The 7,400-nt window shown below is 62.9% G+C and carries 7 protein-coding genes, 1 tRNA gene and 1 pseudogene; 6 read left to right on the top strand and 3 right to left on the bottom strand.

Translation table 11 applies throughout. The annotated features are described in order from the left end of the window. Nucleotides 1–2,758 (bottom strand): pyruvate dehydrogenase (acetyl-transferring), homodimeric type (aceE, locus tag RWT78_RS26345; RefSeq protein WP_314681965.1); only part of this gene is annotated, 2,758 nt, incomplete at its 3' end. A gap of 233 nt (nt 2,759–2,991) precedes the next feature. Between aceE and RWT78_RS26350 the strand changes: the two genes are divergently transcribed. From RWT78_RS26350 to RWT78_RS26375, 6 genes are all read left to right on the top strand, one after another. After that, nucleotides 2,992–3,552 (top strand): hypothetical protein, encoded by a 561-nt coding sequence (locus tag RWT78_RS26350; protein WP_231915136.1) that lies wholly within the window; start codon nt 2,992–2,994, stop codon nt 3,550–3,552. Nucleotides 3,553–3,729: 177 nt separating this feature from the next. Continuing rightward, nucleotides 3,730–4,155, top strand: coding sequence for a DUF3052 domain-containing protein (locus RWT78_RS26355; RefSeq protein ID WP_003941575.1), 426 nt, complete (start codon nt 3,730–3,732; stop codon nt 4,153–4,155). Between the two features lie 35 nt (nt 4,156–4,190). Beyond that, nucleotides 4,191–4,655, top strand: a complete 465-nt coding sequence (locus tag RWT78_RS26360) for a peroxiredoxin (protein ID WP_003941619.1) — start codon at nt 4,191–4,193, stop codon at nt 4,653–4,655. Between the two features lie 32 nt (nt 4,656–4,687). After that, a tRNA-Val gene (locus tag RWT78_RS26365) sits at nt 4,688–4,759 on the top strand. 92 nt (nt 4,760–4,851) lie between these two features. Further along, nucleotides 4,852–5,076 (top strand): hypothetical protein, encoded by a 225-nt coding sequence (locus RWT78_RS26370; protein ID WP_081558012.1) that lies wholly within the window; start codon nt 4,852–4,854, stop codon nt 5,074–5,076. A gap of 65 nt (nt 5,077–5,141) precedes the next feature. Beyond that, entirely contained in the window at nt 5,142–6,149 is a 1,008-nt protein-coding gene (locus RWT78_RS26375) for a cobalamin biosynthesis protein (protein WP_399552196.1), read from the top strand. On the opposite strand, the gene RWT78_RS26380 is transcribed toward RWT78_RS26375, so the two are convergent. Then, a complete protein-coding gene (locus RWT78_RS26380) occupies nt 6,090–7,028 on the bottom strand; it encodes an SURF1 family protein (RefSeq protein ID WP_314681973.1) in 939 nt (312 codons plus the stop codon). The genes RWT78_RS26375 and RWT78_RS26380 overlap by 60 nt on opposite strands. A 48-nt stretch (nt 7,029–7,076) precedes the next feature. Next, nucleotides 7,077–7,400 (bottom strand): annotated as a pseudogene (locus tag RWT78_RS26385) (protein tyrosine phosphatase); the annotation flags it as partial.

Genomic DNA, 7,400 nt, shown 5'->3' on the forward strand with positions numbered 1-7,400 from the left:
ATCCTTCCTTCGCCAAACCGATCAGCACGGCAACGACGATGGACTCGGCATCGACGTTGAAGTAGCGACGCGCTGCAGTGCGGGTGTCGGAGAAGCCGAACCCGTCCGTGCCGAGCGTGGTGTAGTCGCCGGGAACCCACTGACGGATCTGGTCCGAGACCGCCCGCATCCAGTCCGAAGCCGCAACGACGGGGCCTTGGGCCGACGACAACGCCGTGGTGACGAAGGGAACCGGAGCATCCTCGGACGGATTGAGCAGCGCCTGACGTTCGCACTCGACGCCTTCGCGGCGCAGCTCACCCCAGGACGTGACCGACCAGACGTCGGCCGAGACGCCCCATTCGTCGGCGAGCAGCTTCTGCGCGCGCAGCCCCTCGGGCATCGCGACACCGGAGACGAGGATCTGTGCCTTCGGGCCGGATGCTTCGGACGTCTTGTAGAGGTAGATGCCCTTGAGCAAGCCCTCGACGTCGAGACCTTCGGGCTCGGCCGGCTGAACGTACGGCTCGTTGTAGATGGTCAGGTAGTAGAAGATGTTCTCGCCACCGAAACCGTCGACGCCCTCGGTGCCGCCGTACATGCGGCGCAAGCCGTCCTTGACGATGTGCGCCAACTCGTACGAGAACGCGGCGTCGTACGTGACAGCTGCGGGGTTGGTGGATGCCAGGAGCAGCGAGTGTCCGTCGGCGTGCTGGAGACCTTCACCGGTCAGAGTTGTACGACCGGCGGTGGCGCCGAGAACGAATCCCCGAGCCATCTGGTCGGCAGCCGCCCACAGGCCGTCGCCGGTGCGCTGGAAACCGAACATCGAGTAGAAGATGTACAGCGGAATCATCGGTTCACCGTGGGTGGCGTACGACGTGCCGACTGCGGTGAACGAAGCCGTCGAACCGGCCTCGTTGATGCCCTCGTGGAGGATCTGGCCGATCGGGCTCTCCTTGTAGGCGAGCATGAGTTCGGCGTCGACGGACGTGTAGAGCTGCCCGTTGCGGTTGTAGATCTTCAGCGACGGGAACCACGAGTCCATGCCGAACGTGCGGGCCTCGTCCGGGATGATCGGCACGATGCGCTTGCCGATTTCCTTGTCGCGCAACAGTTCCTTGAGGATGCGCACGATCGCCATGGTGGTGGCGACTTCCTGCTTGCCCGAGCCCTTGCGGATGACGTCGTACGTCTTGTCCTCGGGGAGCTTGAGCGGAGCAGCGTCGGTGTTACGGGAAGGCAGGAACCCGCCGAGTGCTTTACGACGGTCGAGCATGTACTTGATCTCGGGAGCGTCCGCGCCTGGGTGGTAGTACGGAGGCAGGTACGGATCCTTCTCTAGCTCGGCATCCGAGATCGGGATGTGCTGCATGTCGCGGAACGCCTTGAGATCGTCCAGCGTCAGCTTCTTCATCTGGTGTGTGGCGTTGCGGCCCTCGAAGTGCTTACCGAGGGTGTAGCCCTTGATGGTGTGCGCCAGGATGACCGTCGGCTGGCCCTTGTGTGCCATGGCCGCTGCGTAGGCGGCGTGGACCTTGCGGTAGTCGTGGCCACCGCGCTTGAGGTTCCAGATTTCCTGGTCTGTGAGGTCCTTGACCAGTTCCTTGGTGCGGGGGTCACGTCCGAAGAAGTGATCGCGTACGAACGCGCCGTCGTTGGCCTTGTACGTCTGGTAGTCACCGTCCGGCGTCACGTTCATCAGGTTGACCAGTGCGCCGTCGCGATCGGCGTGCAGCAGCGCATCCCACTCGCGACCCCAGACGACCTTGATGACGTTCCAGCCGGCACCGCGGAAGAACGATTCCAGTTCCTGGATGATCTTTCCGTTGCCGCGGACCGGGCCGTCGAGGCGTTGGAGGTTGCAGTTCACCACGAACGTGAGGTTGTCGAGGCCTTCGGTTGCCGCGACGTGAGCGAGGCCGCGTGACTCGGGCTCGTCCATTTCGCCGTCGCCGAGGAACGCCCACACGTGCTGATCGGTGGTGTCCTTGATGCCGCGGTCGTTGAGGTAGTGGTTGAACCGGGCCTGGTAGATGGCGTTCATCGGGCCGAGGCCCATCGAGACCGTCGGGAACTCCCAGAAGTCGGGAAGCAGCCGCGGGTGCGGGTAGGACGGCAGTGCGCCGCCGAAGTCGGCGTGGGACTTCTCCTGGCGGAATCCGTCGAGCTGTTCCGCGGGGATGCGGCCCTCGAGGAAGGCGCGTGCGTAGATGCCGGGGGAGGCGTGACCCTGGATGAAGATGTGGTCGCCGCCGCCGGGATGGTCCTTGCCACGGAAGAAGTGGTTGAAGCCGACCTCGTACAACGCTGCCGAGGATGCGTAGGTCGAGATGTGTCCGCCGACGCCGACGCCCGGTCGCTGAGCGCGGTGGACCATGATCGCGGCGTTCCAACGGATCCAGGCGCGATAGCGGCGCTCGACCTCTTCGTCACCGGGGAACCACGGCTCGTTTTCGGTCGGAATCGTGTTGACGTAGTCGGTCGACGTGAGCGCGGGGAGTGCGACATGCTTCTCACCGGCGCGTTCGAGCATGCGGAGCATGAGGTAGCGGGCACGCGTGGGTCCGGATCGATCCAGAAGTCCGTCGAATGATTCGAGCCATTCGGTGGTCTCGTCCGGATCGATGTCCGGCAGGTACGACGCAACACCTTCGCGAATGACGCGAACGCGACCGTCGGTTCCCCCCGGCGTATTCGACGCGGGCGAACCCGACTCGCCGGCGGCGCCGGAATCGGCGTTCTGCCCGGACGCGGGACCCTGGATCAGGTCAGACAACGTGTGCTCCTCATTGGTTTGGGGACGCGTGGTGGGGCGTCCTTACATAGGTGATCGAGGCCTTGTTAGGTCCGACGCACTTCCATCGTGAATATGGCGCGTACCTCATCTTTCACCATCCCGGTCGGTCCGGCACACCTCGCCTCTGGTTACTCTCGGGTAGCGTTTTTCGGCGTGACGCAGGGGTGTGATGGTTCCCCGTAGTCACAGGCTTGGGGGATCGATCGGAACGTATGAAGGGTTGGGAAAAAATAAACAAAGAAATCAATTACGGCAGGGTCGGGGCGTGGGTCTCGGTCGGATCGATCGCAGTGGGACTGTCGGTGATCGTGGGATGTTCGGCGGCGGTGACCGGATCGGCAGTACCCAATGAAGCGCACGTGGCTGCATACCAATCCGAGGTGAGTATTTCGATGGCCGCCGCGTCCTCGTCGAAAGCGGCGGCAGATGCGGCAGAGGCGGCGTTCGCGATCTGTGAGGAAGCGGTCTCTCGATCGAAAAACGACGTGGTTGCGTTCAATGCCTACGTCGACGCCGGAAATCATGGTGAGACCGACCTGAGAGCCGAAGCAAGCGCTGCTGCTTCCTCGGCAAGGGAGACGGCCTCGTGGTTCGACTCGGTCTCGAGTGAACTTCCGACGCAACTTTCCGGACTGTTCGCCGAATTGGCCGCGAACCTACGTTCATCTGCTGTCGTGATCGAGAGTGATCATTCGGCCGATGAAATCAATTCGATCAGCGATACGAGCAATTCGATTCGCAAGTCGATCTTCGATGAATGTGGATCCCTGTGACCTGCGGTAATCCGCAGGCGTAAGGTTCGCCGTGTGTCAGAAGACGATCTTTGGTGAAAGTTTTCGGCGTGGTCGGCTTGCGCTAACGCCTCAGACCATGTTCGCTTTCCCTAATTGATCGTCAAACGGTAGGTGTGCGGGGTCGCCACACACCATCAACAAAAGGAGGACCCCACCGTGGTCGCCGCGGCGGATGCCCAGAACTACGCTCAGAAACTCGGGATTACCACTGACATGGTGGTGCAGGAACTGGGCTGGGATGAGGATACCGACGACGGCATTCGTGCCGCGGTTGAGGAAACCATCGGCGGGGAAATGCTCGACGAGGATTCCGACGAGGTCATCGACGTCGTGCTGCTGTGGTGGCGCGACGAGGACGGTGACCTGGTGGACGCCCTCATGGATGCCATCGGGCCCCTCGCCGACGAAGGCTTCGTGTGGGTTCTCACTCCCAAGACCGGTCTCGACGGACACGTCGAGCCCAGCGAGATCGCCGAATCGGCGCCGACTGCCGGCCTGACGCAGACATCGGCAGCCAACCTCGGTGACTGGTCGGGAAGTCGACTGGTTCAGCCGAAGGCTCGTCCGGCCAACAAGCGCTGACCCGGTCCTTTCCGCACTTTCCCAAGGAATCGCACATGCCTCTCGAAGTTGGTGCCCAGGCACCGGATTTCACCTTGAAGGACCAGAACAACCAGGAAGTTTCGCTCGCAGATTTCCGCGGTAAGAAGAACGTTCTGCTGGTCTTCTATCCGTTGGCCTTCACCGGGACTTGTCAGGGGGAACTCTGCAAGGTCCGTGACGAGCTTCCGAAGTTCGAGAACGACGACACCGCCATTCTCGCGATTTCTGTCGGTGCTTCGCCGACTCACAAGATCTGGTCGGCCGAGCAGGGATACACATTTCCCTTGCTGTCGGACTTCTGGCCGCACGGTGAGGTCGCTCAGAAGTACGAGGTGTTCAACGACAAGTTGGGCTTCGCGAATCGTGGCACCTTTGTCATCGACAAAGACGGAATTATTCGTTTTGCCGAGATGAACGGCCCCGGAGAAGCCCGTGACCACGGACTTTGGGCAAATGCGCTTGCCGCGCTAGAGTCTTAGAGCACTCCCGGTGAGGGTCTCACCGGGAGTTCGGGCGTGTAGCTCAGTGGTAGAGCTCTGGTTTTACACACCAGCGGTCGGGGGTTCGAAACCCTCCGCGCCCACCGAAGAATTCAAACCCCGATCTGCATGTCGATGCAGATCGGGGTTTTTCATTTTCGACAACGAATTGTCCGCAATACGCCATTCTGGACGCATGTCCAGTTCTGTGATCGAAGTAGCCGTCGACCCGACGCGCGTGCATCCCACCCGTCCGCACATACACATCGCCGAGATGCCCAGTCTCAGTGTTGCGTTGTTCGCGGGGCAGACGATCCGGGTTCGTTCCCAGAGCGACGCACTGGCGACCGGGATTGCCCGTGTCTGGGAAATCAACCGAATGCACCGCTTGATCTATCTGACGATCGACTGGGACAGGTAGTGCTCAGCTCGGGCAGACACGTGACGGTTGGCCAGAGAACGAGCGTGGCTGCTAAAACTACGCTCGTGCACATTTCGGTTCGCTTGTCCCGATCTCGATTCAACGCGCGAGCTGCCGGGCTTCTCCTCGGCTTCGTCGCGGATCGGGTCTTCGCCGATCCGGGGCGGTTCCATCCGGTCGCCGGCTTCGGAACCGCGGCTATCGCGCTGCAGAAGATGTCCTACCGGGACTCGCGCGCGGCCGGAACACTTCATGTTGCCGTGCTCTTGGCCGGCACCGCAGGACTTGGGCTCGCAGCCGAAACAGCGTCGCGCCGGGCCGGTTGGGTGGCCGTCACGGGTACGACAGCGATGGCTACCTGGGCTGTGCTCGGCGGGACGTCGCTTGCACGCACCGGCATCGACATGGCCGCTCGATTGGAGGCGTCACAGGTCGATCGCGACCTGACGAAAGCGCGCGAGCTTCTCCCTTCACTGTGTGGACGCGATCCATCGGTACTGAGCGAGGAGGGCCTCACGCGTGCAGCGCTGGAGTCGGTCGCCGAAAACACCTCGGATGCAAGCGTCGGTGCAATGTTCTGGGGTGCAATTGCGGGCGTGCCGGGTCTGTTCGTCTACCGCGCCGCCAACACCCTCGACGCGATGATCGGCTACCGCTCCGAGAAATACCGCAGATTCGGGTGGGCTGCGGCGAGGTTCGACGACCTGGTCAACATCGTCCCCGCTCGGCTGACAGGTGCGCTGACGGCTGCGTGTGCACCGGTGGTAGGCGGCTCGGTTCAGGAATCACTGGCGGCGTGGAAACGCGACGCAGCGGCTCATCCAAGCCCCAATGCGGGCGTCGCGGAAGCGTCGGCGGCAGGGGCGTTGGGCATTTCGTTGGGTGGTCGGACCGAGTACGCGCACGGGGTGGAGATGCGTCCCGTCCTCGGCCGCGGGACTGTGCCGACGCCGAACGATCTGCGCCGCGCGTCGAGGCTTTCGTCGGCGGTGCAGATCAGTGCAGTTGTGGTGTCAGCGGGTATTGCCGTATCGATCGGCAAGTTTGGCTTCCTGCGCCGTCAGCGGCACTGATTCCGGCTCCGGCTTCTTGCGACGGCTGAAGGTACGAGCCGGTTCGGCGGGGGGTGAGGCAGGCGCGGACACCGGCGCTTCCGGGGTCGTCTCGGTAGCGGGGTCGTCCGCTGCGAAACCGTCGACAGCTGCTTGAGCTGCCTTCTCCTTGCGACGTTCGCGCCACTCCGCGCGAATGAAGTAGGCCAGTCCGAGCGGCGCCATGATGCCGAACGCCAGCCACTGGAACCCGTACGAGAGGTAGGGGCCTGCATCGAGTTGGGGGAGAGGGATCGTCCCCAGGCCGCCGGGCTGGTCGGGTTCGAGTTGGATGTACGCGTCGATCAGGTCCGTTCCGATGAACTCGCCGATCGGTCGTGCGTCGATGGAGTAGACCTGTTTCGCGCCGTCCTCGAACATCGGAACTCGGCCGGGCGCGGTGCCTTCCGACAGACGCACGCGACCGTTGAGAGTGACCGGATCGGTCGGCGGCACGGCGATGGGCGGTGCCTCGGCGCCGTTGATCGGCCGAACGTATCCGCGATTGACGAGGATCGTGCGGCCGTCGTCCAGGCGGAAAGGCGTCAGGATCTCGTAGGACGGCGCGCCCTCGATGGACTGCAGTCGGACGAGGATATCGGCGTCGGGCAGATAGGTACCGGCCGCGGTGATGTTTCGCCATTCGTCGTCCGGTGCGATCGTCGAATCGGCGATGACATCACCGATCGGCACGGTCTCCGCGTTGATCGAGTTCGAGATCAGATCATTGCGGTGCTCGGTCTTCGTGTTCTTGCCGAGCTGCCACGGAGCGAGCACGGTGAAGCACAGGTAGGCGAAGAGCCCGACCACAGCTGCCAGTACCAACCAACCGGGCCGCAACAGGAATTTCAGTCTTCGCACACGTCCACGGTATCCGTTGCCCGAACGGGAGTGAATTTTGCTCCGGGTTCAGGCTCGCTCGCGGATCCAGTCGAGTATGTCGGGAATGGCTGCTTCGATCTGGTCTCGCACCAGTTCGAAGTCCTCCTGATCCCCGTAGTACGGGTCCGGAACCGATTCTCCGTCCGCCTCGGGGTCGAACGATCGCAGTAGGCGCCGACGCTCGGTGGGCACGCCGAGATGAGCAAGCTCACGTTCATGGCCGGTGTCGAGGGCGACGACCAGATCGGCCGCGAGATGATCTGCATTGACCTGCGCGGCACTGTGGCCCGTCGGATATCCGGCCGCTCGGAGCACGACGTTGGTCCGCTCGTCGGCCTCGCTACCGGTGTG

This window comes from uncultured Rhodococcus sp. (assembly GCF_963525155.1).
GTDB lineage: Bacteria > Actinomycetota > Actinomycetes > Mycobacteriales > Mycobacteriaceae > Rhodococcus_F > Rhodococcus_F qingshengii.

Bases quoted from the DNA above. Each gene is read 5' to 3' on its own strand.
- RWT78_RS26350 (WP_231915136.1), top strand. From the start codon at position 2,992: ATGAAGGGTTGGGAAAAAATAAACAAAGAAATCAATTACGGCAGGGTC.
- RWT78_RS26360 (WP_003941619.1), top strand. From the start codon at position 4,191: ATGCCTCTCGAAGTTGGTGCCCAGGCACCGGATTTCACCTTGAAGGAC.
- RWT78_RS26370 (WP_081558012.1), top strand. From the start codon at position 4,852: ATGTCCAGTTCTGTGATCGAAGTAGCCGTCGACCCGACGCGCGTGCAT.